The organism is Pseudomonas songnenensis (assembly GCF_003696315.1).
Lineage (GTDB): Bacteria > Pseudomonadota > Gammaproteobacteria > Pseudomonadales > Pseudomonadaceae > Stutzerimonas > Stutzerimonas songnenensis.
The window spans coordinates 438,418-463,435 of sequence record NZ_RFFN01000001.1 but is presented as its reverse complement, the minus strand read 5'-3'; the positions used below and the strand labels follow the sequence as shown (position 1 = coordinate 463,435).

Below are 25,018 nucleotides of genomic sequence, written 5' to 3'. Positions count from 1 at the left end.
CCAATGAGGTCTGCACATGCCCGAATCCCTCAGCACCGACGTCCTGATCGTTGGCGGCGGCGTCGCCGGCCTTTGGCTGAACGCGCGCCTGCGCCGACTGGGTTTTGCCACCCTACTGGTCGACAAGGGAGCACTGGGCGGCGGGCAGAGCGTGAAGTCCCAGGGCATCATCCATGGCGGTACCAAGTACGCGCTGAGCGGTGCGCTCACCGGTGCCTCCGAGGCGATTGCGGACATGCCGCGGCGCTGGCGCGAAGCGCTCGAAGGCAAGGGCGAGCTGGACCTCAGCGGCGTGCGTCTGTTGTCCGATGCGCATTATCTTTGGTCGCCAGGCACGCTGGCCGGCAACCTCACCAGCTTCTTCGCCAGCAAGGCGGTGCGCTCGCGGGTCGGCCAGGTCAAGGGCGATGAGCTGCCGCCTGCGCTGCAGCATCCACGGTTCAAGGGCAAGGTCTATCGGCTCAGCGAGCTGGTGCTGGACGTGCCCAGCCTGATCGCCCGCCTGGCCGAGCTGGCTGGCGACAGCCTGCTGGCCTGCCAGCGGATCGAACCGCTGCTCGACGACAACGAGCTGGTCGGGTTGCGCGTCGATGGTCGCGAGATCCGCGCCCAGCGCATCGTGTTCAGCGCCGGTGGCGGGACTGCCGAGCTGCTCGCGTCGCTCGGCCTGCAGCAACCGGCCATGCAGCGCCGTCCGCTGCACATGGTTATCGTCAAGGCGCCCACGCTCAAGCCGCTCTATGCCCATTGCCTGGGCGGCGGCACCAAACCGCGGATCACGGTCACCAGCCATCCGACAGCGGACGGCGAGTGGCTCTGGTATCTCGGCGGCGACCTGGCCGAAGTCGATGGCGTGGCGCGCGACGAAGCCAGTCAGATCGCCGCCGCGAAAAAGGAGCTGGCCGAACTGGTGCCCTGGATCGACCTGTCCTCCGCGCAATGGGCCACGCTGCGTATCGACCGCGCCGAGCCTGCACAATCGGCACTCGCCCGTCCGGACAACGCCTTCCTTGCCGAGCAGGGCCGACTGCTGGTCGGTTGGCCGACCAAGCTGGCGCTGTCCCCCGACTTCTCCGACCGCGTCGAAGCCGCCCTCGCCCGTGACGGCATCCGTCCAGGCCAGCATCCGGCGCTGCCTGAACTGCCACGTCCGCCGCTGACCGGGCCGTTCTGGGAAGGGCTGCTGCCATGAACGCGACGCTGCATGACCTGCACCGCCTACTGGGCAGCACCGGCCTGCGCATTTCGCCGTTGGGTCTAGGCACGGTGAAGCTGGGCCGCGATCAAGGGGTGAAATATCCCAACGGTTTTTCCATCCCAGACGACGCCCAGGCTCGCCAACTGCTGACCCTGGCCCGCGAACTGGGCATCAACCTGATCGACACCGCGCCGGCCTACGGCGTCAGCGAGGAACGGCTGGGCCCGTTGCTGGCCGGACAGCGCGAGGATTGGGTGATCGTCAGCAAGGTTGGCGAGGAGTTCGCGAACGGCCAGTCGCGCTTCGACTTTTCTGCCACCCACACGCGCTTCTCGGTGGAGCGCAGCCTCAAGCGCCTACGTACCGACCGCATCGAACTGGTGCTGGTGCACTCGGACGGCAACGACCTCGATATCCTGCAGCACACCGAGGTCTATCAGACCCTGGCCGAACTCAAGCGCGAGGGCAAGATCCTCGGCTTCGGCCTGTCCGGCAAGACGGTCGATGGTGGGCTGCTGGCGCTGCAGCAGGGCGACTGCGCGATGGTGACCTACAACCTCAACGAGCAGGCCGAACGACCGGTCCTCGACTACGCTGCAGCCCACGGCAAGGGCATCCTGATCAAGAAGGCCCTGGCCAGCGGACATGCCTGCCTCAAGCCAGGCGACGACCCGGTCCGTCGCAGTTTCGAGCTGCTGTTCGGTCATCCCGGGGTCAGCGGCGCGATCATCGGCACTATCAATCCGCAGCATTTGACGTCTAACGTAGCCACTGCTGCCGCCGTCCTGACGGGCAACTGACCTCGGAGGCTCAGCGTTCCATTCGCTGCGCGGCAGCAGCCACCGGCGCCGCGCGGCGGCCCCGTTCGCCGTAAGGAGAGCCCGGATGCCTCGCGTTCTGGTACGCAAGAGCCCTGCCGCATTCAAGACCCTGCCTCTCTACGTCGAGGCCGGCCACGACAGCCTGAGCTACCAGAGCCTGGGTCGGCCGCTGAATTTCGCCGAAGTCATCGCGCGCCGCCGCCCGGTGGAGGTGGCCGATCCGGGCCGCTTTGCCATCGAGCTGGCCAATCTGGGCGTCTCGGTCCGCCTGACCCTCTGCTGGCAGGGCCGGGAATACTGGGTGCTGGTCCGCCAGCAGCGCCTGGACCGCGGCGACGTGGTGCTCAAGCTGATTTCCGGCTACATCCCGGCACATGAGCTGAACCTGCCATTGCTCACCGCCATCCAGGAAATCGCCGAAGAATGCCTGCTGGAGACGCCCGAAGGCTGGCTTGCCGGGCGCTTCGGCGACACCTGGTTGCCCACGCCCTATCAGGCCAGCCTGCACTACCGCGAGGCGGTGCATTTCAAGCTCGCCTCGCAGTCTGGCGCCACACGGCCGGTGCAGTGCGGCAACATGGTGCTCATGGAACGGCCACGCGCCTATGTGCACCTGCCGACGGCATCGTTGCAGCTGGTCTACGACATGCGCATGGAACTGCCGAAGGAGGTTCGCCAGCTCAGCCTGTACCATGTCGACGAACGCCTGGAGGCCGACAAGCTGGTGGCGCGCCTGAACCGCAACAGGCCCGACCTCTACCTTGTTCCGCTGCACCAGGGACAACCGCAGGAGCAGCTGCTGCAGTTGCGTGATGGCCAGTTCAGCCCCGTTAATACACGGGGGCTGTGGCTGTCAGAGAGTTTTGCACCACAGGAGGGCTGGGTGGTGCGCGACGAGCGGGTTCGCTGGAAGGACTGGTGGGCAGCCCGGCCAGCCGCCGCGGCGCGCTGAGAAGCCCGATCGCGCGGCACTTGGCTGCCGTGGTTCAGCGGGCGCGGATCTTCTCGACTATGGCGGTGGTCGAGCTGTTTTCCACCAGCCCCAGCACCTTCACCACACCGCCGTAGGCCTTGACCAGATCGGCCCCGACGACCTGATCGACGCCATAGTCGCCGCCCTTGACCAGTACATCGGGTCGCACCTGGGCCAGCAGGTTCTCCGGTGTGTCCTCGGAAAAGCACACCACCCAATCCACCGCTTCCAGACCGGCCAGCACCGCCATGCGTCGATCCACCGAGTTGATCGGCCGGCCCGGGCCCTTGAGGCGGCTCACCGAGCCATCATCGTTCACAGCCACCACCAGCCGGTCGCCCTGGGCCCGGGCCTGCTCGAGGTAGGTCACATGGCCGGCGTGCAGGATGTCGAAACAGCCATTGGTGAAGACGATCTTCTCACCCTCGGCGCGGGCATCCTCGACCGCGGTGAGCAGCTGTTCGACGGTCATCACGCCACGCTCGGAGCCTTCCTCGCGCTGCACCGCGCGGCGCAGCTCCGGCGCGCTGATGCAGGCGGTGCCCAGCTTGCCGACCACGATACCGGCGGCCAGGTTGGCCAGTGCCACGGCCTGTGGCAGTTCCTCGCCAGCCGCAATCGCAGCGGCCAGGGTTGAAATGACGGTATCGCCGGCACCGGTGACATCGAACACCTCGCGGGCACGGGCCGGCAGGTGCAGCGGCGCGTGATCGGGACGCAGCAGGGTCATGCCGTGCTCGCCACGGGTGACCAGCAGCGCATCCAGCTCGAGCCGGCTCATCAGCTCGGCCCCCTTGCTGACCAACTCGGCCTCGTCGGCACAATGCCCGACGATCGCCTCGAATTCGCCCAGGTTCGGCGTGATCAGCGTAGCGCCGCGATAGATGTCGAAATCCTTGCCCTTGGGGTCGGCCAGCACCGGAATGCCACGGCGCCGCGCCGCCTGGATCAGCGCCTGATGGTTCTTCAGCGCGCCCTTGCCGTAGTCCGACAGCACCAGCACCTTGACCCCGGCCAGCAGCCCTTCCACCTCGGCCAGCAACGCGGCCGGATCGGTGTTGAACAGCTCCTCGAAATCCATGCGCAGCAGTTGCTGATGGCGACTCATCACCCGCAGCTTGACGATGGTGGGCTGGTCATCGATGCACTGGAAATGCGCCTGCACACCGGCAGCCGCGAGGCTGTCAGCCAGGCTCTGACGCGCCTCGTCCTCGCCGGTCACACCCACCAGCGCCGCGGCAGCCCCCAACGCCGCGATGTTCAGCGCGACGTTGGCCGCACCACCTGGGCGATCTTCGATCTGCTCGACCTTCACCACCGGCACCGGTGCCTCGGGCGAGATCCGCGACGTGCCGCCATGCCAGTAACGATCGAGCATGACGTCACCGACCACCAGAACGGCGGCTTGGTCGAAACGGGGCATGGACAGCTTCATTGGGGCTCCGATGACTGACAGAAAACGGCGGCGATCATAACATGCGGGCCGCGCTGGCCCGGCCAGCGTGTCAACGCTGCTAGAGCTTGCGCACCCAGAATAGCTCGTGTCTGCGCACGGCCTTGCGGAAAAACTCGTCATCGCCAGTGGACGGCCAGCGGCGACCGGCGAGGGCGGCCTGGATCAGGCGGCGCAGACGCTTCTTGAGCGGCAAAGGACCCTGCAAATCGTGTTGCATCGCCAGCGCCATGGCCTTGTTCAGCCGAGCCTCGGAATCCAGCGTCGGGCTCCATAGGCGATCAGCCGGGAGTGGCTCGATGGCGGGCGGCAAAGCCACGCCGCCATCAGCCGGCCCCATCGGCCAGCGATCATTGTCGTGCAGGTGGTTGGCATACAACAGCAGTGTTTCCGGCAGCCAGTCGCCCTCCTCCATGGCCTGATACAAGGCCCGGGTGGCAGCCACATGGTCAGCGTGAGGATCCAGTTCAGGGTGCGGTGTGACCACCACCTCAGGGCGAAAATGAGCGAGCAGAACCCGCAGATCGGCCTGCAGATTGTCCCAACTGGGCACACCGTCCACATCCGCGGGCAACAGCAGCGGATTGTGCCGGCGCACGCTGCGCAAGTCCTGTTCACCGGATTCGCGCGAGCCGAACGGCGTCTGCGGATCGGCCGCCATGGCGGGCAGCTGCAGGCAGTAATAGCCCAGCTGGACGCACCGCGACTGCGGTACGCCGCCCCACAATGGCACCGCCAGGCTATCCCAGGTGCGCAACCGCCCCTTGAGCCTGGCGGCAGACGCATCGTCCAGACCCAGCCGACGGTATCTGTCGGCCTCGATCTCGCCCTGGGTCAGGGTCACGATGGCCACATCGTGTGCCCGACTGTACAGGCCGAAAGCGGCCAGCTCGGCATCGTCGGCATGCGGGGCGACGATCAGCACACGGCGCTCGGAATAATCCGGGTTGCGCATCGCGAAGAGCGTCGCCTCGCCGGACAGGCGACAGAAGCGCCCGCTGACACGCAGCACACCCCCACTCAGCGGCTCATGCTGGCCGGACAGGTTGAGATAGCGCCGGCCGGCAACGCCCCGCTCGAAATCCTGACGGTCGTCACCGACCCACACCTGCGGATCAAGCCATCGCCCCAGCCAGCTGGCCTTGAGCTCGATCTCGAGAATAAGCGTATCCGCGGCTTCGAAGCGCTCCGGCGGAGCGAGTCGGCCGCCGTCGATCCGCACCGAATAACGCTGGGCATCGTCCGGGAATACGTAGTCGTAATCGTCCTGAGGGCTGTAGAACAGGTGGTCGGCAAACCAGGCCTCATGAGCGATCCAGCCCAACACCAGCAAGAGCGGAACCAACCACCAAGCAACCAGCGCGCCGAGCAGCAGCAGCGCGACAAGCGCGACCAGCAAGGCGATGCGTTTGTGCTTGCGGTGGCGTTTAAGCAATTGCTGCTTGCGTGCACTCATGGCTCACACCTGATAGACCGGAACGCGGTTGCACCAGCGATCCTTGTACTCGCGATCCGCCCGGCCAAAGGAATAACGCAGCGGTTTGTCCAGCGCCCGCGCCTCGGCCCAGGCCGTCTGGGTGTTGACGAAACTGAGCACGCTGCCTGGGCTGAAGTCCCGCTGCACCGGATCGACACCGCCATTGATGTACTCGACGGACATCCATTTCGGCGACTCGACCCGATAGAGAACCTGAATGGCGATCGGCTGCTCGTCGAGAAACACCACCGAGCCGGTCATGAACTCGCGCAGTAGTGCAAAGACCTCTTGCAGATGGCTCTTACCGGGCGCCTCGAAACCCCAGCGGCGCTGGAACAGATCGGCATACATTGCAGCCTGCTCGGTCGGCGAGAAATCCAGCATCGACCGCAGCACACCGCCCGCCTCTTCCAGCAGGCGCTGCTCGCGGCGCTGGTTGTAACGAAACTTCTTCGAGTACGCCTCCGGTTCGCGCGCCAGCGCCAGACCCTCCGGTTGCTCGCGCAAGGTGCTGATCGCGCCAGCATTGAGCTCTGACACGTAGCGCATGCGCTGGCGGACCGGAATCGCCGCCTGCTCGGCGACGGGCAGGATGATCTCGGCATTACCCAGATCGAACAGCCCGCGCTTGCCGGTCTTTTTCAATACGTCCTTGGACAGCGCCAGATGGCGCCCCCAGCAGGGAACCGCAGCGATCAATTCGCCGTGCCGCTCCCAGGCCAGATAGCGCACCGGAATACCGGCAAGACCGGCCAGCCGCTCGACGACGGCTGGGTGAGTGGCGACGCTGCCGCCGTAGCGCTGCCAGATCTGCGCATAGGTGTCGGCATCGATCTCGCACCAGCCGCGTTCACGCCAGCTTTTCAGAAACTGCAGCATCAGGCGCCCTGCTCGTCCGATTCGTCGTCCTGGAACTGCGTCGCATGAAGCCGCGCGTAGGCACCGTTCACCGCCAGCAGCTCGGCATGGGTGCCACGCTCGACGATGCGGCCCTGCTCCATTACCAGGATCAGATCGGCCTTCTCGATTGTGCTCAGGCGGTGAGCGATGACCAGCGTGGTGCGGCCCTGCATCACATGGTCCAGAGCCCCCTGGATATGCCGCTCGGACTCGGTATCCAGCGCCGAAGTCGCTTCGTCAAGAATCAGCACGGGGGCATTCTTGAGCAGTGCACGCGCAATTGCCAGGCGCTGCCGCTGTCCACCTGAGAGCAGCACGCCGTTTTCCCCGACCAGGGTCTGATAGCCCTCGGGCATTTGCTCGATGAACTCGTCGGCGTAGGCATCGCGAGCGGCACGGCGGATGTCGTCCAGCGGCGCGCCGGCCAGATCGCCGTAGGCGATGTTGTTCGCCACGGTATCGTTAAACAGAGTCACCTGCTGCGTCACCAGGGCAATATGCCGGCGCAGGTTGCGCAACGTGTAGGACTCGACATCCGCACCGTCCAGCAGGATATGGCCGGTCTCATGATGGTAGAAACGCGGGATCAGATTGGCCAGTGTCGACTTGCCGCTGCCGGACCGACCGACCAGCGCCACCATCTGGCCGGGCTCCACGGTGAAGCTGATGTCGTGCAGCACCGGCTTGTCGCTGCCCGGGTAGACGAAATTGAGGTTGCGCACTTCCAGACGTCCGCTGACCGAATCGCGCTCCAGCGTGCCAGTGTCGATCTCGGGTCGCTCGTCGAGCTGCTCGAAGATGCTCTCAGCGCCAGCGACACCTTTCTGAATGGTCGAACTGACTTCCGACAGCTGGCGAATCGGTTTGGGCAGCAAACCGGCCAGCGTGATGTAAGCGACCAGATCGCCAGCCGACGCATCGCCTCGCAGCAGCAGCACAAGGAACATCAGCACCGCCATGGCGCTGTAGATCACCAGCTGCAGGCTCGGGGTGTAGACCGCGTTGGTCTTCACCATTTTCAATTGCTTGAATTTGTTCTGCTCACTGGCATTGAGGAAACGCTGCTTCTCATAGGCCTCACCACCAAAGCTGCGCACTACCCGATAACCCTGAATACTCTCGGAAGTAATGTGGGTCACATCACCCATGCTGGCCTGGATCTTCTTGCTTTGCTTACGAAACTTCTTGCTTGTGCTGGTTACCATGACGCCGATGACCGGTAGGATGGCCACCATAACCAGAGTGAGTTTCCAGTTCATCCACAGCAGGGTGGCAAACAGGAAAAGCACCGTCATGCCTTCACGCACCACCACCTTGATGGCATCAGTAGCGGCGCCGGTGACCATGGTCACGTTGTAGGTGATCCTTGAAATCAAGTGACCGGAGTTGTGGTTATCGAAATAGCGGTTGGGCAAGGTCAGCAGATTGTTGAACAGCGCGACGCGCAGATCCTGTACGAGCCCCATCGAAACCTTGGCGAGGTAGTAATTGCCCAGAAAAGAGCCAATGCCCTGCCACAATGCGATCGCCACGATCAATAACGGCACAGCCTGCAACAGCTTCAGGCGTGCGAGCCAGGGTGCATGCTCCAGCAGCCCCGGCACACCTTCGAGCAGGCTCGCATCGGGATTGGACAGGCCGTCGACGAAGTACTTGAGAATGTAGCCAAGCATCGGCTGGGTGGAAGCAAAGATCAGAAAACCGAGCATGCTGATCAAAAATAGACCGAAATAGGGTCTCACATACCCCAGCAAGCGGAAGTAAATCCCTAGGCTCGAAATTTTTTTTTCAGGATGGCTCATGACAGACCAATTGAGGATGAGAGCTGCGAATTTTAGCATACCCCTAGACCTAAGCTGGGTAAGACAATCGCCAAGCAGTACGTGTAAAATTCTTGCACTCCGCTGGGTACCAAACTAAATAGGTCCGGTCAAAACCTAGCCTAAACGTTTACAGATGACCGGAAAGCACTAATGCAAAAACTTCAAATAGAATCTTACGTGCGCATGCGTGAGGGAGCCCGAGTGCTCGAAAAAGACAGCTGTGGAGAGAAGGTGCTATTGCTAAATGATGGCACAATCTTGAAGCTTTTTAGGCTGAAACATTTCTTTAGCTCCGCGGTGCTCTACCCATATGCCAAGAGGTTCGCTGATAACATCAAAAATCTACAACGGCTGGACGTCGCCTGCCCGTCATTAATAAATACTTATAAAATCCCTTCAATCAAGCGAGACGCTGTGCACTACCACCCACTACCCGGCGTAACCCTGCGACAGCTACGCCGGCAAGCTGACGAAAGCCCCGCAAACCTATTTGACCAGCTCGGTCGATTCCTAGCGCACCTTCATGAAAAAGGTATCTTTTTTCGATCGATACATTTAGGAAACATTGTCCTTACGCCCGAAGGCAGACTTGGCTTAATAGACATCGCCGACTTGAAGTGCCAAACCAAACCGCTCGGCCCTTATAAAAGTCAGCGAAATTTTAAACACATGTTGCGCGACGAGGATGATCGCACATGGATTGAAAGCAGAGTGCACGGGGATTTTTTCAGCGCGTACTACCAAGAAAGGGCACGCCAGCGAACTTAGTTTAATGCTCCGAATTTTCTAGCATACGCTCCAACTCATTATTAGTAAGCCTTGGAAAGAGCTTTTCGGGCAGGCGACTTATAGGTGACAAATTGTAGACCTGAAAACCGGCGGACACAACGCGGCGCTTCATCCAGAGAAAACTTGGGAAAATATACTTATCGTAATCCTCATCCAAAGACGTGGGCAGCACGTCCGTGCCAGCTTCGTAAAAGCGACCGCCACCTCCGGAAAGATCAACGCCAATAAGAAAAATGCGCCGGCACCCAAGCTGGTAGCAAAGCTGCAAAGCCACGTAAGGAATTGTTCGCGCGACAAAATACCCCTTGTCTAAGTTTAGACTAAAGCCAACCCGATTAGGCGACTTCCGTATAAGTGAAAATTGGGAAATCAGATCCTGATCATTTCTTATAGACCAAGCATAGGATCGATCCGACAAGCGCTTACGACTTATGAATCGGTTTACCCGCTCCAATAAAAAGACAGATCGACCAGCCAGACAGCCAGGTTGCGCCGTGTGGAGCAAAGATAGAACCTCAAGACTCATAGCCACGTTCTGCGCGCGCTCAAGGCCGAGCAACGCCAGAGCAAAACGATCACGAGCAAAACTTTCGTCGTCACATAAATAAAACCTGGGAACGATATTGTTTTCAACGCACGCGACGACCGATCCGTTCATTGCGATGAAAGGATAACCATTGTATTTAGACCATGGAAAATCTCTAGCTGAAGATCCAGATGCCGCTATAAAAGCATTATCACCCCGCAAGCTCCCAGCCAACTCGCAGAATGAACGAATCGGGGTAATTAACGAACCTGCAGCATCAACAAGCCAGCGCCGCCCGTCAATGAAATCAACCTTAAGCATTTGCGCGCCTGTAACTACTCAGCGCTACTCCCAAGGGCAACCAAAACCAAAGCCATACCAAGTTCGGCGCACCAACGAACGTATTCAACTCAAAAAACATCACTACAGATGCGGCGGACAGCAACGCAAAAGCAAACACCGAAATTTCTCCACCGATCTTCTCTTTTGATAACTTGAAAAGCCGCAGCAAGGCAAAAAACAAAATGATAATCGCCAGCAAAAACCCAAGCAATCCAAACTGGTAAAATATCTCTAAGTACAAGCTATGGGCATTACGCACTGTTTGGGCGCCCATATTGACGACTACAGGCGCAATATCAGCTCCCGCCCCCTTGCCCCAAAACCAGTTTGGAAGAGCCTGCGCTAGCACGGACCGCCATATTTCATCACGATGGGTAAGACCGCGCACACCGAATTCATAGGCAGAGTATTTAAACAAAAAAAGTGTTGCTCCTCCCGCCATGAAAGAGGCGAACAATACATAGCGCCGCCAGCGCTGACGATCGATCATCAGTAACCAAAGAACACAGGAAACGATTAACGCTGCAATCCAACCACTACGCGCGTAGGTCAAGAATAGATAAACACTAATAACCAGCACGCAGCTCCCCCAAGCCAATAGAGCACTTCGCGTGCGAGACGAAAAAAACATCCATAGCGCTGCACAATAGCAAACAGCATAGTGCAGAGCGGCGACGATAGTATTTCCGAAATAGGCTATTTCCGGCACTCCAGAAGAAAAAACCTTCCCGGATCGGTACTCAAAACTAAGCATACCCAACCGATACAAGTTGGCCAGAGAGAACAAGGCGAACCCTGCTCCCAACAACCCCACACCTGCTATTATCCACCTCCAGTGAACCGAGGTCAGTCCTACCCGAGATACCATTAGAACGAAACACAAAATAAAGACGAGGCGCCTGAGCGGCTGCGCGCTTTCACTCAATACCATAGAGTTCAGCGCCAGGTAGACCCAAAACAAAAGAAACACTATTTGAAAACTATCCGGCTTATGTAGCGGCCAATCGCGCCACACTAATAAGCCTAGTGCTAGTACCGTACCTATTCTGATGAAATTCGCCCACCCTGCATTGCTACCAAACCAGTAAAATGGCCCTAGAAAGAAAGCAACCAATACCAACGAAGCAAAAAGCGCCACTGAAAATGAAGTCTTCTGGCCAAAACTCAAACGATTTCTCCCGCAGGCTGTTCAGCTTTTACAGATACAGGAAGTGACGAGAACCCCTCAGCGTTAATCATCCAGCCTTTTTCACGAGACAAACTGAGCATTTTATCTTCAGAAGGGACAGAGACCGAGGGCCAGGCGTCCCGCTTCCATCCAAAGAAGTGCAGATATGGAAACTCACGCTCCCCATTCAGATCGTTAGTTAGTCTACCCTCCAGCCAGTACCAGCGCTGTGGAAAACGATAACTTCCATCTACCCAAGGTTGCCCTGCATTCGGCGTACTGAATGCCTCCTTAAATTCACTACATCTGCGCCAAGGATTGAGCTTACCGACAAGATTGAATAGAGGCTTCGGGAAATTCTTACGCCAAATAAATATTCGGCTAAACGCTCCTTCGTCCAACGCGTGATGCTGCTGGTCAGCCAGCCGCTCGCGCCAGTTTGGAATAAGCATAAAGGCCTCACGCATGCGCGTGTTGTTTTTTAATAAGCACAAATGACCGGAAACGCGACGCGCATGCGTAGATAAAAGCTCGTATCGAGCCAAGCGATCAAAATTAAAGTATTCACGCAAACGCCCGTAAACGACGTCTATATCTCCAAACGCCCAAAAGTCATATCCATCGAGATCTTCGCAATGAATATAACCTAAAGCTTGTTTAATATCACAAAGCTTGTAAGGGTTTTCAGGAGAAAATCGTATTCCTAAGCGTTCACTGACCAAAGCACAGTAATTGGAGTAGCTAATCTCTTTCACACGCACGTTGGCAGGTAGATTTTCAGGCACTCCGCAATCACTGAAAAACAACCAATCAATATCTGAGTTTTCTGCGCAACTGCGAATAAATAAATGCATCCAAAATGGCCAACGACCAAAATAGGGGATAATAAAAAGAATCGAAGGCATTCCTTATATCCCCCAGCGCAATCGTTGGCGTTGCAACCAGCCTATATGACACCAAGGCCGTAAAGGCGCCTGCATTGCATGTACAACCTCACGCCCTAACAGATCAAAGCTAAAACGGCGCTGAACCAACTCTTGTCCACGACAAGCAATTTCATTTGCTAACTGCTCATTCTCGCGCAACAACGCCAACTTTTTTCGAAACTCGTCCAGATTCCGATAAAGTACCAAGTTATTCATATCTATAAAACCTAAGGCTCGGCTCTCCTCTTCCCCTTGATCGTATGCAAAGAGCACACAACCACAAGCCATAGCCTCAAAGTTCTTAATCATATATTCGCCCATACCAACATCGGCGCTAACGAAAAAACGTATGCGGTTAAGCGTATGTAAATAGGCGTCACCTGAATTGGTTCGCATGACCTGCAACGGCTCCACTGCGCCAATAGCATCCAACATCGCCTTGCGGCCGCTATACGCCACGCTTTTTGTGCTACCGACGAAAGCCAGTTCAATATCACGGGCAAGCTTTAAATCACGTAGCTTCTGATCATATCCTTTGGCAACAAAAACTGCGTCAACTCCCTCGGAACGCAACCTTTCCGCGACTTTAAAACCCGACGAAATCACACGTACCCACGGCAGTTGACGGTAATGCTTAGAAAAGAGCCCTGCATACTTGCATTTTATATAATTCTGATACGCATCATGCTCAAGAATTACAATATTTGGGAGCGTACGGAGAAACGCAACCTGGCGTATTTCTTGCTTAAAACGCAAAAAAAACAGGATCCGATCATATTTTTCAATCTGCACATGTCGTGAAAAATAGCGTTTCAGATTAGCCTGCTCATCTCGCCCGAGCCATCGAATATCGCAATCGCAGTTCTGGGCGATCGCATCATATAAACTATCCAGAATAACTCGCTGATCTTTTTGCACTAGAAACAAAACTTTAAGTCGGCTACTCATGCATGCTCCTGCGGAGCGCGGAACTCCAGCCATAATGAAAATGATCTATGCAAGCGCGCATCCGTGCCAGAGGCAACGCCAGACGATTCTCTCTCCGCCCCATTGAGCGCTTTGAGGAAAACGACTCTTCCACTATCTCTCCGCCAACTCTAACCCTGGACGCGCGCATTTCCAGAGTGCGTATTTTCGCGCCTGCTTGTGTCATGGCGAAGCGGAGCAGACGCTCGGAATGGAGTCCTCGGCCCAAGACTTTGCAGAATGGTAGAACTTGCTCAATGCGTCGACCATAGGCCCCGTAGACCGCGCGCCCACAAATAGCGAAACGATCATTCAACCCATTCCACCATTGCCAGTGCGGTATATAAATGGCGTTCGGCCGTGCCAGTACGGCTGGTAGCACAAAATCTGGCAGTGCATCATGATATAAAAGGTCGGGACGAAGAAAAATCACAACATCGGGTTCATAGTCGTCGACGCGACTCGTCACGGCGTGAAGCGAGTTGAGCTGATGCACGAGGTTAGAGAGCGATTTGAATTCGTCCCCCCAAACATCGCCATAGGATTTAATACGTTCGAAATCCCAACGTTCCAGGCACTCGCCAGTCACTTCGAGAATGCCAAGCATGTCATTGAATGCGCGATAGTTTTCTTCTCCAAGAACCCCAAGCTCTCTTGACCTAGGATTGTTAATTAGGAGCGGTTCATAGAAATGATAGAACGACTCAACTTGTGCGCCTGAGGGTAAGCGCCGATAGATGTTTTTTTCAATTGAAGGAAAGCAAACAGACGAGTTCCGCGGCAAACCAAAATACGCAAGTGCAATTCTCATATAGCCCTGCAAACTTAACCCAATCTAAGAACGTTATCCGCAGTAGGCCTGCCGACCGATCAAGTCACGCTTTAACCGAGCTGATTTGCGGCTCGCATGGACCCATCAGCAGTTTCCTTTAATTTCTGCATGATCTCACCGGAAATTACAATACCGTGCTCAAACCGCCTTCTAAATTTATTGTTAACCAGCGCCTCGAAACGCTCCTTGCGACTTACCTTTGCTGTCTTGAAGCGTTGATAGATACGCAAGAATCGCTCATCAAGAGGAAAACCCTTCCGCTTGGCCACCAAGCCCAGCACCCATTCATCATATATCTGCTCATCAACGAAATGCGAAAACCAAAAATGAAAAAAGTATCCCAGAGAAAATGCGAGAGCAAAGCATGGGTCACTATTGTCAAAGGCACAGCACTCAAGGTCAATAAACCGCGCATTTTCTTGTTGATCTCCTAACATGATATTGCTTGGATGGGGATCCATATGTATGAAGCCTGAATCAAGCATGCGATAGAAGAGATCAACTACCTGAGAGGCTACCCACTCGCCGGCCCCTGGAGTTTTTACCATTATTTCGTCAACCGTGCGCATTCCGGAAAGGAACTCAATCAACAAATACTCGTCTCGCGCTAAGCTGCGGCGCCCATAGCCGAATCCATAGACCTTGGGCACCAGCCCGCTACCATTAAGGCGACTAAGATTAAGAAACTCATTGCTCAGACAATAATCACCAGTCGGAACAATTCCAAGCTTACGGCGGACTAGTCTTTTCCACCCTTGTAGACGATTACATTTAAGGACGGCCGGCTTGCTATTGATCAGATAAAGCGCTCTATAGCCTTTTGGGTCCTCCAATAATAGAGCATTTTCGTTTCCTTTAAGGAAGGACTCTACCCACTCTCGCTCTGATAGCAAGTCGGAGCTGTAATGAAACACATGCTTCGAATAGACTACCTTATCCATTTTCTTTAATAGTCGACTAAGGCTAATCATAGTTTCCCTAAATGATGCCTAGTCTACGGATCCAGCGCTGGAATATTTCTTGGGCCTTGCCATAGGAGAATTCTTGGGTGAGTTTTCTCCTTGTATAATCTTTATATTGCTCGAGCAAATCGTGTTGCTTGCAGCTTTTGGAAAGATAAGTAGCGAGACATTCCGCGTCCCCTAGACGAAACAGTTGTGCGCAGCTGCCAACAACTTCACGCGCGCCTCCGCTATCGCTGCAGATTACCGGCACCCCGGCTACCATGGCCTCCAGCAGCACCATGCCGAATGGCTCATGGTCGGATGTCAGAGCAAAAACGTCGAACGCTTTGAAATAGCGTCGGCCATTTGGTACTTGGCCAAGAAAGCACACTACTTCGCTGATGCCCAGCTCCACCACCAGCGCCTTGAGCTCTGCTTCCAGTCGACCGCTGCCCATAATCGCCAAGAGGCTATTTCCCCGCAGCTGGGGCAACGCGAGCGCGAAGCCCCGAATAAGCGTCGCCTGATCCTTGTCAGGATGCAGACGCCCCACGTTCCCAACCACCCAAGCATCGCGGGGCAACCCCAAGGCTTCCCGGGCCTCTTCACGTGACACCTGCTCCGCTTGCACCGTCTCTACATCAATACGGTTGTAGAGCGTCTCGATGCGCTCAGCCGGCCAATCAGGGAGGCACGCACGAATATCGTCGCGTACGGCATTAGAGACGCCTAGCAAAGCCAAACGCTTTCGAAAGAAGTTCGCAAATACTTGACGCGAACGCCGCCGGTAGTCACCGAAAGCATGATGAACACCAATTACTGGCAACGCGGTGCCCAGCAAAGCTCCATATATTGGCTTGAAGCGATGGGCGATACAGAAGGCAAATTTACGTGTTGCGGCGATCCTGTGAATATCGCGAATTGCCCGCAGCTTCAGACCGCGAACCTCGCGACTGCTGTAATTGAGGAAGATCACCTCATCCGAAGCCGAGCCTCGCACAACTTCATCGCTTGGTGCCCCGGTTAGATAGACGGTACAGACTTTGTACTGCGTCTCAACGAAAAGCGCGGCGTATTGCCGCGCGCAATCGAGAAACGGGCCGTCATAGCCGTGGCAGAACTGCAGCACCCATCGCTGCGCCTGATCAGGTAGCCGTTTAGTTGTCGTCATACCAATCCTTACCGTCCTTGACCACGAGGATGTCCTCCATGATCAGGTACTGCAGGTCCGAGCCGTAGAACATGTTCAGCGCATCGGTCGGCGAGCAGATCATCGGTTCGCCGCGGCGGTTGAGCGAAGTGTTCAGCGACACGCCGTTGCCGGTGAGTTTCTCCAACTCCAGCATCAGGTCGTACCAGCGCGGATTGAAGCGGCGCTCCAACACCTGGGCACGCGAGGTGCCATCCTCGTGCACCACTTCGCCCACACGCTCCTTCCACTCCTCGTTCACCTCGAAGGTGAAGGTCATGAACGGGCTCGGGTGATCCACCTTGAGCATCTTCGGCGCCACGGTGTCGAGCATCGACGGGCAGAAGGGTCTCCAGCGCTCGCGGAACTTGATCTGCTCGTTGATGCGGTCGGCGACGCCCGGCACGCTCGGACAGCCAATGATCGAGCGACCGCCCAGCGCACGCGGGCCGAATTCCATGCGCCCCTGGAACCAGGCCACCGGGTTGCCGTCGACCATGATCCTGGCGATGCGCTCGGGGGTGTTGGCGATCTGCTTGAACACCGGCTTGTTCGGATGCCGGGCACAGGCAGCGATGACATCTTCGTTTGAATAAGACGGGCCGAGGTAGACGTGCTCCATCTTCTCTACCGGAACGCCGCGCTGCACCGACACATAGGCCGCCGCACCGACAGCGGTTCCAGCATCACCGGAGGCGGGCTGGACGAACAGCTCCTTGACCTCCTCACGGGCGATGATCTTCTGGTTGAGTTTGACGTTGAGCGCGCAACCGCCGGCAAAGGCGATCTTGCCGGTCTCGCGGATGATGTCACCGAGGTAGTAGTCCATCATCTCCAGCGCAAGCTTCTCGAACAGCGCCTGCATGCTGGCCGCGTAATGAATGTACGGGTCGTCGGCGATATCGCCTTCGCGCTTGGGTCCCAGCCACTCGATCAGCTTGGGCGAGAAGTAGTAGCCCTTGCCCTTCTCCTTGTAGCGACGGAAGCCGATGACGTTGGCGTATTCGGTATTGATGGTCAGCTCGCCGTTCTCGAAGGTCGCCAGGCGCGAGAAATCGTACTTGGCCGCGTCACCGTACGGCGCCATGCCCATGACCTTGAACTCGCCATCGAGCATCTCGAAGCCGAGGTATTCGGTGATCGCGCCATACAGTCCGCCCAAGGAGTCCGGGTCGTAGAATTCCTTGATCTTGTGGATCTTGCCGTTCTCACCCCAGCCGAAGAAGGTGGTGGCGTACTCGCCCTTGCCATCGATGCCGAGAATCGCGGTTTTCTCGGTGAAGCCGGAGCAGTGATAGGCGCTGGCGGCATGCGCCAGGTGATGCTCGACCGGTTGGATCTTGACCTTCTTCAGGTCGAAGCCCAGCTGCTGGAGACACCATTCGATGCGTTTCTTGTAGCGGTAATAGCGGCGGTTGCCCATGAGAATGGCATCCAGCGCGCGATCCGGTGCGTACCAGTAACGCTTGGCATAGTGCCAGCGCGCCTTTTCGAAGATGCTGATGGGGGCGAACGGGATCGCCACCACATCGACGTCGGACGGTTTGATGCCGGCCTGCTCCAGGCAGAACTTGGCTGACTCGTAGGGCATGCGATTCTTGGCATGCTTGTCGCGCACGAAGCGCTCTTCTTCGACGGCGGCGATCAGCTTGCCGTCGATATACAGGGCGGCGGAAGGATCATGACTGAGGGCGCCGGAAAGGCCGAGAATCGTCAATGCCACGGGTATTGCCTCTTAATCTTCGATGCTGGTGCCGGGCACCGCGGGTAAACGTTGGTCAAGCAGCCGGTACAGGGCGCTGTCGGTCGGCCAGTTGCGCAGGAATCGCGCACGGTCCTTGGCATACGCCCGAGCGAAGCTGGCATCGCCGCCATGCTGCTGCACGGCATCCAGGTCGATTAACGACCAGCGATCATGCTCCCAGAACAGGTTGTGCCCTTTGAGATCACCATGACTGATTCGCTCGCGGATCAGTGCCGCGAACAGCCGGTCCAGGGCAACCAATTCCTGCTCTGGAGGACAGCCATCCAGATATGGCTGAAAACGCGCAATTATATCTTCTCCGCGCAGCAATTCGGTAATCAGCCACGCCGGCCCGCGCATCCACAGCCAGCGGCGCTCGATCACGGCCAGCAAATGAGGAGTGGCGATCCCGAGAAAATCGAGCCGATTACCCTCGACCCAGCTGTGCCAGGCGCGGCTCGGCCGCCAGAAGCGCTTCAACCAATGCAGCGGATTCTTGATGTTGTAGCGCTTGATAAGCAGGGCCCGGCCGCCCAGTTCGCATTGCGCAACTGTAGCTGCACCACCGGTTTTGAAAAGCCGGCCCTGGGCGATGCAAGCGTCCGGATCAGCCAACAGCGAGTGCAGCGCGGCCGCCTCTTCACGCCTAACCACCTGCGCCCCGAACGGGCCGATACGCGCACTGAAGAGACTGCAGTCTCGGGCGATCTTCTTCAGAAAATCGTTTAGCCGCCAGTTACGAGTCTTGTGAACCTGCTTGAGCAACGCCTCCAGCGGCAGGGCGTGCTCGCTGTTGGTCAGCAGATAAGGCACCAGCAGCTCTTCGATGAACGGCTCGATCTCTGCCGGTAGCTGAGCGAAGAAGACGCCAAGATTCTCCAACACCCGCTCGCGCGACAGAGGGCGCCCGGGCGTCTCCGCCTTTACACCGCCGCCGTCGACCACGTAGAGCTGACCGTCGGCCTTGAGGAAGTTGTCAAGATGCAGATCCGCCTGCCAAAGGCCTTGCGCATGCATCCTGGCGATCAGCTCAAGCGCCTCACCGAGCACGCTACGCTGCCCGTCCGTCAGCACAGGCTCCGCCTCGACGGAGCGCCAGCTCTCCCACAGACTTTCGGCGGAATCGAGCCAGTCGAACAGCAGCCAGCCACCCTCACCCTCGTGCCAGCCCTGCCCCACCAGCTCAGGAGTTGGCAAATGCTGGTCGATCAGCAGCTTCGCACCAGCCAGCTCACGCCGGTAATGACGCTGCGCCTTACCACCCACCATCAGCTTGGCAAGGACCTGGCGACCGCTCCAACGCGCGCGACCGACATAGCGCTGGCCGGGCAGGATGCGCAGCCACGAATCGACATGCAGACTTGCCTCACCCGATAGCTCGACGAGCGCAGGGCAGGCTGGCTCGCGACCCGCGACCGCCAGATCAGCCAGCCTCATCAGTGCCCCTCCTTGGCTTCGCGCCGGCGCTGCAACTGCAGCAGCCATGGCTCGACCAGGCGAGGATCGTCCAGATAGACACTCAGCAAGTGCCGCACGCCCTGCTCACCGATGCAGCTTGCACGCCGCAGGAGCGGTTCCAGATCCTTGATCCGGTCGCGCCGCCCCAACAACAGAGGACGGGTTTTTTCCAGGTCGATCAGGCAAGCCTGCCAATGTCCGTCCTGCTCACGGAGAAAGATGTGCTTGGGATAGAAGCAGCCATGCATCTGACCGGCCTGATGCAACGTGTGCGCCAGCGCACCGACCGCACCGATGATGGCTTGGCGTCGAGATTCACTCAGCTCGGGCCATCGTTTCAGCCAGCCGTCCAGATCCGCCCAGCCATCCAGCGCACGCGTCAGGAGAATTGCACGCCTTTCGCCATCAATCTTGCGCTGCCCGAAGAAGCTGGCCTGAAGCGCCGGCACGCCAAGCTGCGCATAACGACGGATATTGCGGAACTCCCGGGCAAAGGTCGGCTCACCGAACGGGTGCGCCAGGGTGCGGGTCAGATGATTGCTCTGCCGCTTGAGGTAGAACGCCGAATCATCGAGCTCCAGCCTGAAAACACAGCTCCAGCCGCCGCGCTCGACATTGGGCTCATCCACCGCCGTCAGCTGCACCGACCAGAGCGCATCGAAACTCGCCAGGCCATGGCGCTCGAGTGTCGGACGGTCAGCCTGCGCAATGAAATCGTTCATTCCCGCCCCTGGAAATAATTCAGAATCTGCCGGATGCGCGGCTTGTCCTTGTCAACCAGTCGCTTTCGCTGGCAATACTGCAGATAGAACCGCAGGCGCTGGGTTCGGCTGAGCTGGTACTTGGCCACCTTGTCCAGACATGCCAGGTCTTTGACGATACGCCGCTGCAGAAACGGACCATGCCAGAAGGCACCCGTAGGGCAGTCGATCAGATACAGACGACGCTGCGGATCGACGAGCAGGTTGCGCCACTTGAGGTCATTATGGGCAAAGCCCCGATCGTGCATCGCTCGTGTCGAGCGCGCCAATTGCAGGCTGACCTCCTGCACCCAGCGCGGATCGCGGAGACGGGCATCGTGAGTGGCCGCCAGCAAAGCCAGATCATCGGTTTGCTCCAGCTCACGCGTTATCAGGGCGCCACGGAGAAAAGCACCGCCGCGCCGCTCCATGCCATAAGCCACGATCGGCGCAGTGGGGATGCCCCAACGGCGAAAAAGCATCAGGTTCTGCCACTCCGCCTTGACCCGCGGGCGCCCGAGGTAACGCCGCAGGCCTTTGCCCGCACCGGAATAGCGTTTCACGTAATAGCGCACCCCGTTGCGCTCGACACGAATGACTTCTGAAAGTGGGTCCTTGGTAAGCCGTTCACCTTCCAGCGCGAACACGCTTGCGAGACTGCCGAAATCATCATGCAGGTCGGCGTACGCAGGGTCCAGCGTCCAACCGGCCATCAAAGCGCATCCCCGTAGCGCTGCTTACGATCCAGTAGCTTTTCCGCCCTGCGCTGCAGCCACGCCAGCAAGGCAGCCTCGTCGCGCAGGACTTCACGCAGCGGCCGCTGGAAGTAATCACGCAGAAAGCGCAGCTTGTCACCTCGGGTCAGGCCGATCTCGAGGGCCGAGAAGTACAGCCCGGCCAGGTCCTTGTTGCGCCAGCGAACAGGTGTGTGAGTGCGAGTCTGGGCGCGGTGCAGGTCGATCAGCGACAGGCGGAAGTCACTTGCTGTCACCGGCCTGTCTGTATGCAGCAGAAAGTGGCAGATGTAGAAATCGCGGTGGTTGACCCCGGCGCGGTGCATGGTGCCGGCCATGCGGGCGACTTCGGCGATCAGGGCGCGCTTGAGTGCCGGCCGTGGCGGCTGGTCGCGCCAGTTAGCCGAGAAATCCTCGAGGCTGACAGTCGGCGCCAGCTCTTCCGTGATGATGAACGAGTGCTGGCTGGCCGGATTGCCCCCGCGTTCGCCGTAAGCCACCGCGGTCATGGTCGGCACACCCACTTCTTGCAGCCGCTGGATCGCTCGCCACTCTTGGCCCGCACCAAGCACGGGCGCCTTGGCCGTGAGCAGGTTCTTGGCAATCTCGCCCCAGCCGATGCCGCGATGAATCTTGACGAAGTAACCGCGCCCGGCAACCTCGGTACGCAGCGTGCGGCGACCTTCCAGTTCCCGGTAGACCTGGCCCTGCAGACGCTCGACCTCTTCGAAGGGGTCCTTGCCCTGCCACAGGCTTTCGAACGGCTCTGTCAGCATCAGGCGCATGGTGCCCCCAATGACGGCGCCCGCAGGAGACACACGACGCTCATGCGTTTTCCCCGAGAATCACGTCGGCGGCCTTCTGCGGCATCGAGTAGAGATCGGCCGTCTCGGCAAAGGCCAGCGCGTTGCGGCTCCAGGCCGAGCGCTGCGCGTCATCGGCGAGCATCTGCGCCAGCATCAGGTCGAGCATCTGCTGCTCGAAGGGGCTGGGCACCACGCGACCGCAATCGGCATCGGCGATGTAGTGGGCATAGCCGCACACATCGCTGACCAGCACCGGCAGCCCGGCGACCAGCGCCTCGAGCAACACGGTGCCGGTATTTTCGTTATAGGCCGGATGGATCAGCAGATCGGCACCGAGCAGAAAGCGCGGAATGTCGCTACGCCCCTTGAGAAACTCGACCATGCCGGAAACGCCCAGCGCCTTGGCCTGCAGCTTGAACGGCTTGGGATCGTCCTGACCGATCACCAGCAGCCGGGTGCGCTGGCTCAGTTCGCGCGGCAATGCGGCAAGCGCTTTGAGACTGCGGTCCAGACCCTTGGTCTTGAAACCTGAACCGATCTGCACCAACAGCAGCTCCTCGGGCCGCACTTCGAACTCCTCGCGGAACTCGGCACGGATCTGCGCGGCATTGGCCGGCGCGCGGCGATCCTGGGCGATGCCCGGCGGCAACAGGTGAAAGCGTTCGGCGGGTGTGGCGTAGTGCTTGACGAACAGCGACTGCTGCACCTCGGAGATCATCAGGATTTCGGTCTTCGCCTCGGGCGCGAACACCGCGCGCTCGTACTCGGCGAAGTGTTTGTAGCGCCCCCAGCGCCGATAGATCGGGTTGCGCAGCGTCTGCGCCTTGTCCTCGAAGCAAGGGTCGGCGGCGTAGTACACATCGAGCCCGGGCATCTTGTTGAAGCCGATCACGCGGTCGACCGGCCGCTTGGCCAGATCCGCCTCGACCCAGACAGTGAAGCGCTCGTTGCGGGTGTGGTTGAACAGCGCCTTTACCGGGACGATCAGTACCTCGAAGCCTTCAGGCACGTCACCTTCCCAGATCATCGCGTAGACGCGGATCGAGTGGCCGCGACGCTGGCATTCGAGGGCAATGCGCATGAAATCGCGCTGCAGCCCGCCAAAGGGAAAGTACTTGTAGAGAATGAACGCCAGTTGCATCAGACGGACTCCGGGGCCCGCAGCAGGGCTTTCAGTTCGGTGACGACGCGCTCGGGGCGCAAATCGTCGAAACAGGGCTTATGCCGATCACCGCGACCGGCATTCGGCCCGCTCGCGCACAGGTGCACCTGAGAGCGCCCATAGGCGCCGACTCGCCCGGGCAGGGTCGGACCATAAAGCGAAATGCTCGGCACATCCAGCGCCGCGGCCAGGTGGCCGAGACCGGTGTCCACCGCGACGCAGGCGCGTGCACCGGCGATGACCCGGGCGACACCGGCAAGATTGAGCTTCGGCAGCACCGCGGCGTTGGCTATGCCGCTGACGATGCGTTCGGCCCGCGCCTTCTCCTCGGCATTGCCCCACGGCAGGCGGATCGCCCAGCCGAAATCGCTCATGCGCTCGGCCAGCTCGCGCCAATAGGCTTCCGGCCAGTGCTTGCTCGGCCAGGTGGTGCCGTGCAGAAACAGCAGGTAGGGCTGGGCGCTGGGCGCCGCCATCTGCTCGCGATCGAGCCCGTAGTCGGCAACATCCTGCGGCAGCGCATAAGCGAGCGCCTGAGCGAACAGCTGACGCACCCGCTCCAGCGCATGCTGGTCACGCGGCACTGCGTAGCATCGGTCATAGAAGCGTGCGGCGATGGGCTCACGCGCGGAGTCCCGGTCCAATCCGGCGACCGGAGCCTTGACGTAGCGGGTCAGCCAGGCGCTTTTCAGCAAGCCCTGGGCATCGATCACCAGGTCGTAACGGCCTTCCCGCAGGCGTGCCTTGAAGCGCTGCCATTCACCGTTGCGCAGGGTCTGCAGCGGGTGCTTGCGCCAGCGACGAATCGCTACCGGGATCACCTGGGCCACCGCCGGATGCCAGGCCGGAATCTCGGCGAAGCCCTCCTCCACCACCCAGTCGAACTGGATGCCGGGCAGCGCCCGCTGCGCATCGGTCAGGGCCGGCAGGGTATGCACGACATCGCCCAGCGACGAGGTCTTGACCAGCAGGACCTTCAATCAGCGTACCTCGACCGACTGCGGGACCAGACGATCCAGCGCCTCGATCACCGCGCGCGGCTTCAGCTCGCGCATGCAATTGTTGTGGCCGAAGCGGCAGGTGCGCTCGAAACAGGGGCTGCAGTCGAGCCCCAGGCGCACCACTTCGACCTGCTCGGAAAGCGGCGGGGTGAAGGCTGGCGAGGTGGAACCATAGACCGCCGCCAACGGCCGGCTGAGCGCTGCGGAGACATGCATCAGACCGGAGTCGTTGGACACCACGGCATCGGCGCAGGACAGCAGATCGATCGCCTCGGCCAGACTGGTCTGCCCGGCGAGGTTCACCGCCTCTTCGCGCAACCCCGGAATCAACCGCTCGAGAATCTGCTCGCCGACCGGGTGATCGTTCTTAGAGCCGAACAGCCAGACCTGCCAGCCGTCCCGGATTTTCAGCTCGGCCACCTTGGCGAAGTGTTCCGCCGGCCAGCGTTTGGATTCACCGAACTCGGCACCGGGGCACAGCGCCAGCACCGGCCGGTCCAGACTCAGGCCGAAACGTGCCAGAGCGGCATCGCGAGTCGCGGTGTCGATGCGCAGCGAGGGGTTCGGATACGGCTTGGGCAGCTCGGCGCCCGGCTCGAAGGCCAGCGCCATGAAGCGCTCGATCATCAGCGGGTAGCGCTGCTTGTCGAGCTTGCGCATGTCGTTGAGCAGGCCGAAACGCATCTCGCCGCGCCAGCCCGTGCGCTTGGGGATACCGGCGAAGAACGGCACCAGCGCCGACTTCAGGGAGTTGGGCAGCAGGATCGCCTGCTGGTACTGACCGCGCAGGCTCTGCGCAACCTTGCGCCGGGTCGCCATGTCGAGCACGCCGTGCCCGACCGGAAAGGTCAGTGCCTGGCGTACCTCGGGCATGCGCTCGAGAATCGGCCGGCTCCACTCGGGCGCCAGCACGTCGATCTGGCAGTCGGGATGGCGCTGTTTCAGGCAGACGAACAGCGTCTGCGCCATCACCATGTCGCCAACCCAGCTGGGTCCTACGATCAGTATGTTCATAAGCTCTAAGCCATAAGCTGAGGGGCTGGAAG

General features: G+C 59.3%; 23 protein-coding genes. 4 read left to right on the top strand and 19 right to left on the bottom strand.

Annotated features, from left to right (window positions below; translation table 11 throughout):
• Positions 1-16 precede the first annotated feature (16 nt).
• The 3 genes from EA798_RS02095 to EA798_RS02085 all read left to right on the top strand — a co-directional run bounded on the left by EA798_RS02095 (position 17) and on the right by EA798_RS02085 (position 2,971).
• A complete protein-coding gene (locus tag EA798_RS02095) occupies positions 17-1,192 on the top strand; it encodes an NAD(P)/FAD-dependent oxidoreductase (RefSeq protein ID WP_122097891.1) in 1,176 nt (391 codons plus the stop codon).
• A complete protein-coding gene (locus EA798_RS02090) occupies positions 1,189-1,998 on the top strand; it encodes an aldo/keto reductase (RefSeq protein WP_122097890.1) in 810 nt (269 codons plus the stop codon). Before EA798_RS02095 ends, EA798_RS02090 begins: the two co-directional genes overlap by 4 nt.
• Before the next feature lie 85 nt (positions 1,999-2,083).
• Positions 2,084-2,971: a metal ABC transporter ATPase gene (locus EA798_RS02085; protein ID WP_122097889.1), complete on the top strand. Its 888-nt coding sequence runs from the start codon at positions 2,084-2,086 to the stop codon at positions 2,969-2,971.
• Between the two features lie 34 nt (positions 2,972-3,005).
• On the opposite strand, the gene hldE is transcribed toward EA798_RS02085, so the two are convergent.
• The 4 genes from hldE to msbA all read right to left on the bottom strand — a co-directional run bounded on the left by hldE (position 3,006) and on the right by msbA (position 8,624).
• Positions 3,006-4,427: a bifunctional D-glycero-beta-D-manno-heptose-7-phosphate kinase/D-glycero-beta-D-manno-heptose 1-phosphate adenylyltransferase HldE gene (hldE, locus tag EA798_RS02080; protein ID WP_122097888.1), complete on the bottom strand. Its 1,422-nt coding sequence runs from the start codon at positions 4,425-4,427 to the stop codon at positions 3,006-3,008.
• Between the two features lie 79 nt (positions 4,428-4,506).
• Positions 4,507-5,901, bottom strand: a complete 1,395-nt coding sequence (locus EA798_RS02075) for a PIG-L deacetylase family protein (RefSeq protein ID WP_122097887.1) — start codon at positions 5,899-5,901, stop codon at positions 4,507-4,509.
• A 3-nt stretch (positions 5,902-5,904) separates the two neighbouring features.
• Positions 5,905-6,801 (bottom strand): GNAT family N-acetyltransferase, encoded by an 897-nt coding sequence (locus EA798_RS02070; protein WP_122097886.1) that lies wholly within the window; start codon positions 6,799-6,801, stop codon positions 5,905-5,907.
• Entirely contained in the window at positions 6,801-8,624 is a 1,824-nt protein-coding gene (gene msbA, locus EA798_RS02065; protein WP_122097885.1) for a lipid A export permease/ATP-binding protein MsbA, read from the bottom strand. Before msbA ends, EA798_RS02070 begins: the two co-directional genes overlap by 1 nt.
• Positions 8,625-8,795: 171 nt before the next feature.
• On the opposite strand from msbA, the gene EA798_RS02060 reads away from it, so the two are divergent.
• Positions 8,796-9,413: a toluene tolerance protein gene (locus tag EA798_RS02060; protein ID WP_122097884.1), complete on the top strand. Its 618-nt coding sequence runs from the start codon at positions 8,796-8,798 to the stop codon at positions 9,411-9,413.
• A 1-nt stretch (position 9,414) separates the two neighbouring features.
• On the opposite strand, the gene EA798_RS20515 is transcribed toward EA798_RS02060, so the two are convergent.
• From EA798_RS20515 to waaF, 15 genes are all read right to left on the bottom strand, one after another.
• Complete coding sequence (locus tag EA798_RS20515; RefSeq protein ID WP_147456775.1) at positions 9,415-10,281, bottom strand: lipopolysaccharide core biosynthesis protein; 867 nt, start codon at positions 10,279-10,281, stop codon at positions 9,415-9,417.
• A complete protein-coding gene (locus EA798_RS02055) occupies positions 10,274-11,470 on the bottom strand; it encodes an O-antigen ligase family protein (protein WP_147456774.1) in 1,197 nt (398 codons plus the stop codon). The genes EA798_RS20515 and EA798_RS02055 overlap by 8 nt, the downstream gene beginning before the upstream one ends.
• Positions 11,467-12,375: a DUF6625 family protein gene (locus EA798_RS02050; protein ID WP_122097882.1), complete on the bottom strand. Its 909-nt coding sequence runs from the start codon at positions 12,373-12,375 to the stop codon at positions 11,467-11,469. The genes EA798_RS02055 and EA798_RS02050 overlap by 4 nt, the downstream gene beginning before the upstream one ends.
• A 3-nt stretch (positions 12,376-12,378) precedes the next feature.
• A complete protein-coding gene (locus tag EA798_RS02045) occupies positions 12,379-13,344 on the bottom strand; it encodes a glycosyltransferase (RefSeq protein WP_122097881.1) in 966 nt (321 codons plus the stop codon).
• Positions 13,337-14,173 carry a hypothetical protein gene (locus EA798_RS02040; RefSeq protein WP_122097880.1) on the bottom strand — a complete coding sequence of 279 codons (837 nt, stop codon included), beginning with the start codon at positions 14,171-14,173 and terminating at the stop codon, positions 13,337-13,339. Before EA798_RS02040 ends, EA798_RS02045 begins: the two co-directional genes overlap by 8 nt.
• Before the next feature lie 71 nt (positions 14,174-14,244).
• Positions 14,245-15,135 carry an AarF/UbiB family protein gene (locus EA798_RS02035; protein WP_167462866.1) on the bottom strand — a complete coding sequence of 297 codons (891 nt, stop codon included), beginning with the start codon at positions 15,133-15,135 and terminating at the stop codon, positions 14,245-14,247.
• A 37-nt stretch (positions 15,136-15,172) separates the two neighbouring features.
• Positions 15,173-16,309 (bottom strand): glycosyltransferase, encoded by a 1,137-nt coding sequence (locus EA798_RS02030; protein ID WP_122097878.1) that lies wholly within the window; start codon positions 16,307-16,309, stop codon positions 15,173-15,175.
• Complete coding sequence (locus EA798_RS02025; RefSeq protein ID WP_122097877.1) at positions 16,296-18,050, bottom strand: carbamoyltransferase family protein; 1,755 nt, start codon at positions 18,048-18,050, stop codon at positions 16,296-16,298. The genes EA798_RS02030 and EA798_RS02025 overlap by 14 nt, the downstream gene beginning before the upstream one ends.
• 12 nt (positions 18,051-18,062) lie before the next feature.
• Positions 18,063-19,508 carry a BUD32 family EKC/KEOPS complex subunit gene (locus EA798_RS02020; protein WP_122097876.1) on the bottom strand — a complete coding sequence of 482 codons (1,446 nt, stop codon included), beginning with the start codon at positions 19,506-19,508 and terminating at the stop codon, positions 18,063-18,065.
• Positions 19,508-20,251 (bottom strand): lipopolysaccharide kinase InaA family protein, encoded by a 744-nt coding sequence (locus EA798_RS02015; RefSeq protein WP_122097875.1) that lies wholly within the window; start codon positions 20,249-20,251, stop codon positions 19,508-19,510. The genes EA798_RS02020 and EA798_RS02015 overlap by 1 nt, the downstream gene beginning before the upstream one ends.
• Positions 20,248-20,982: a lipopolysaccharide kinase InaA family protein gene (locus tag EA798_RS02010; protein WP_122097874.1), complete on the bottom strand. Its 735-nt coding sequence runs from the start codon at positions 20,980-20,982 to the stop codon at positions 20,248-20,250. The genes EA798_RS02015 and EA798_RS02010 overlap by 4 nt, the downstream gene beginning before the upstream one ends.
• Positions 20,982-21,788: a lipopolysaccharide core heptose(I) kinase RfaP gene (gene rfaP / locus EA798_RS02005; protein WP_122098169.1), complete on the bottom strand. Its 807-nt coding sequence runs from the start codon at positions 21,786-21,788 to the stop codon at positions 20,982-20,984. Before rfaP ends, EA798_RS02010 begins: the two co-directional genes overlap by 1 nt.
• A 40-nt stretch (positions 21,789-21,828) precedes the next feature.
• Positions 21,829-22,950 carry a glycosyltransferase family 4 protein gene (locus EA798_RS02000; RefSeq protein ID WP_122097873.1) on the bottom strand — a complete coding sequence of 374 codons (1,122 nt, stop codon included), beginning with the start codon at positions 22,948-22,950 and terminating at the stop codon, positions 21,829-21,831.
• Complete coding sequence (waaC, locus tag EA798_RS01995; protein WP_122097872.1) at positions 22,950-23,951, bottom strand: lipopolysaccharide heptosyltransferase I; 1,002 nt, start codon at positions 23,949-23,951, stop codon at positions 22,950-22,952. Before waaC ends, EA798_RS02000 begins: the two co-directional genes overlap by 1 nt.
• Positions 23,952-24,986 (bottom strand): lipopolysaccharide heptosyltransferase II, encoded by a 1,035-nt coding sequence (gene waaF, locus EA798_RS01990; protein WP_122097871.1) that lies wholly within the window; start codon positions 24,984-24,986, stop codon positions 23,952-23,954. It lies immediately after the preceding gene.
• Positions 24,987-25,018 lie beyond the last annotated feature (32 nt).

Bases quoted from the DNA above. Each gene is read 5' to 3' on its own strand.
- EA798_RS02030 (WP_122097878.1), bottom strand. From the start codon at position 16,309: ATGACGACAACTAAACGGCTACCTGATCAGGCGCAGCGATGGGTGCTG.
- EA798_RS02035 (WP_167462866.1), bottom strand. From the start codon at position 15,135: ATGGATAAGGTAGTCTATTCGAAGCATGTGTTTCATTACAGCTCCGAC.
- EA798_RS02050 (WP_122097882.1), bottom strand. From the start codon at position 12,375: ATGCCTTCGATTCTTTTTATTATCCCCTATTTTGGTCGTTGGCCATTT.
- waaF (WP_122097871.1), bottom strand. From the start codon at position 24,986: ATGAACATACTGATCGTAGGACCCAGCTGGGTTGGCGACATGGTGATG.
- EA798_RS02085 (WP_122097889.1), top strand. From the start codon at position 2,084: ATGCCTCGCGTTCTGGTACGCAAGAGCCCTGCCGCATTCAAGACCCTG.
- EA798_RS02015 (WP_122097875.1), bottom strand. From the start codon at position 20,251: ATGAACGATTTCATTGCGCAGGCTGACCGTCCGACACTCGAGCGCCAT.
- EA798_RS02090 (WP_122097890.1), top strand. From the start codon at position 1,189: ATGAACGCGACGCTGCATGACCTGCACCGCCTACTGGGCAGCACCGGC.
- EA798_RS20515 (WP_147456775.1), bottom strand. From the start codon at position 10,281: ATGCTTAAGGTTGATTTCATTGACGGGCGGCGCTGGCTTGTTGATGCT.
- EA798_RS02020 (WP_122097876.1), bottom strand. From the start codon at position 19,508: ATGAGGCTGGCTGATCTGGCGGTCGCGGGTCGCGAGCCAGCCTGCCCT.
- rfaP (WP_122098169.1), bottom strand. From the start codon at position 21,788: ATGCGCCTGATGCTGACAGAGCCGTTCGAAAGCCTGTGGCAGGGCAAG.
- EA798_RS02060 (WP_122097884.1), top strand. From the start codon at position 8,796: ATGCAAAAACTTCAAATAGAATCTTACGTGCGCATGCGTGAGGGAGCC.
- EA798_RS02095 (WP_122097891.1), top strand. From the start codon at position 17: ATGCCCGAATCCCTCAGCACCGACGTCCTGATCGTTGGCGGCGGCGTC.
- EA798_RS02075 (WP_122097887.1), bottom strand. From the start codon at position 5,901: ATGAGTGCACGCAAGCAGCAATTGCTTAAACGCCACCGCAAGCACAAA.
- EA798_RS02070 (WP_122097886.1), bottom strand. From the start codon at position 6,801: ATGCTGCAGTTTCTGAAAAGCTGGCGTGAACGCGGCTGGTGCGAGATC.
- EA798_RS02010 (WP_122097874.1), bottom strand. From the start codon at position 20,982: ATGGCCGGTTGGACGCTGGACCCTGCGTACGCCGACCTGCATGATGAT.
- EA798_RS02000 (WP_122097873.1), bottom strand. From the start codon at position 22,950: ATGCAACTGGCGTTCATTCTCTACAAGTACTTTCCCTTTGGCGGGCTG.
- msbA (WP_122097885.1), bottom strand. From the start codon at position 8,624: ATGAGCCATCCTGAAAAAAAAATTTCGAGCCTAGGGATTTACTTCCGC.
- EA798_RS02045 (WP_122097881.1), bottom strand. From the start codon at position 13,344: ATGAGTAGCCGACTTAAAGTTTTGTTTCTAGTGCAAAAAGATCAGCGA.
- hldE (WP_122097888.1), bottom strand. From the start codon at position 4,427: ATGAAGCTGTCCATGCCCCGTTTCGACCAAGCCGCCGTTCTGGTGGTC.
- EA798_RS02040 (WP_122097880.1), bottom strand. From the start codon at position 14,173: ATGAGAATTGCACTTGCGTATTTTGGTTTGCCGCGGAACTCGTCTGTT.